General features: G+C 45.0%; 3 protein-coding genes. 1 reads left to right on the plus strand and 2 read right to left on the minus strand.

What is annotated here, in order from left to right; genetic code table 11:
* A partial coding sequence (locus A3729_RS25275; RefSeq protein ID WP_082882181.1) for an HAD hydrolase-like protein occupies positions 1-187 on the plus strand: 187 nt, incomplete at its 5' end.
* Positions 188-228: 41 nt separating this feature from the next.
* Here the strand turns inward: A3729_RS25275 and A3729_RS25280 are convergent.
* Both A3729_RS25280 and A3729_RS25285 read right to left on the minus strand, forming a co-directional pair.
* Complete coding sequence (locus A3729_RS25280) at positions 229-501, minus strand: DUF6160 family protein (protein ID WP_068553332.1); 273 nt, start codon at positions 499-501, stop codon at positions 229-231.
* Positions 498-1,070: glutathione S-transferase family protein (locus A3729_RS25285; RefSeq protein ID WP_068634411.1), on the minus strand; the 573-nt coding region annotated here is incomplete at its 5' end. The genes A3729_RS25285 and A3729_RS25280, both read right to left, overlap by 4 nt.

The following is a 1,070-nucleotide window of genomic DNA, read 5'->3' on the forward strand; positions in this document are numbered from 1 at the left end:
CATGAATACTTTGGGGTGTCATGTCAGCGAGTCAATCATGGTGGGCGACTCGCTGAGTGATATTAAGGCCGCTAAAGCGGCTGGCGTAGCTGTTATCTGTGTTGAATATGGCTACCACCAAGGAGAAGATCTTTCCAGTTATCAGCCGGAGGCCTTGATCAGCAGCTTTGATGAGCTAGTGAAGTAACTAAAGAAAGAAGAGTGAAAGTTCTGCAGTTCATACTTACGTCATTTATCATCAGACAAAACATACACGATTCTAGGAGGCTCGGGTATATTATAATCTTGCTGCTTACGCGATTTGCCATTACCTGAGTCACCAAACTTGTAGAGAATTTGACCTATCGACAACTTGTACTCAATATCGATGGTAATCCCGGCCTGGCCTTTTTGTTCTTCTAGTGATTGGTCATCCAGTTCTTTTAGCTCTGCAGAACTAAAAGAACTCAGCGCAAGCAAGCTTAAAGCTAATAGCTGATATCTCAATTTAAAGCACATCATTCAGCACTCACTTTAACAAGTGCCTGCTGACATGCTTCGCGCTCATACAAGGCATCTTTATAGGCTTTCATACCGGGCAATAACTCAAACTTAAAGCTTTCCGCCCAAGCTAGGGTATGCGCTAAAGCAATATCAACCATGCTAAAAGCATCGCCTAAGGCAAAAGTCGGAGACTCACCGATCAGCTTCGTCAGTGCCTTTTGTGCCTTTTCGAACTCCCAAAAAGTAGTCGGCAGTACATCAGCGACACGGTGTTCTTTAGGAATGGCAAAACGATGCTTGCCGTTGGTCCACAAAGGCTGCTCCAAGTCGGACAAGATAAAGAACATCAGTTGGTCATAATGACCACGAAGTACCGGATCCGAAGCAGGTGGACATAAGTTCTTATCAGATACAGCGCCAAGATAATTAACAATCGCAGCACTTTCAGTTAATACCAAGGGGCCACCAGAAACAGAACCGTCAGCAAGCGTCGGCACCTTACCTTGAACATTCATGGAACGATAATCTTCACTGTTCGTGCCTTTCTCGCCCGCGCTGCCAAATTCTACCGAGATATATTCGTAATC

It is taken from the genome of Oleiphilus sp. HI0043, assembly GCF_001634935.1.

Excerpts from the sequence above, each read along its gene's own strand:
- A3729_RS25280 (WP_068553332.1), bottom strand. The coding sequence starts at position 501 with ATGATGTGCTTTAAATTGAGATATCAGCTATTAGCTTTAAGCTTGCTT.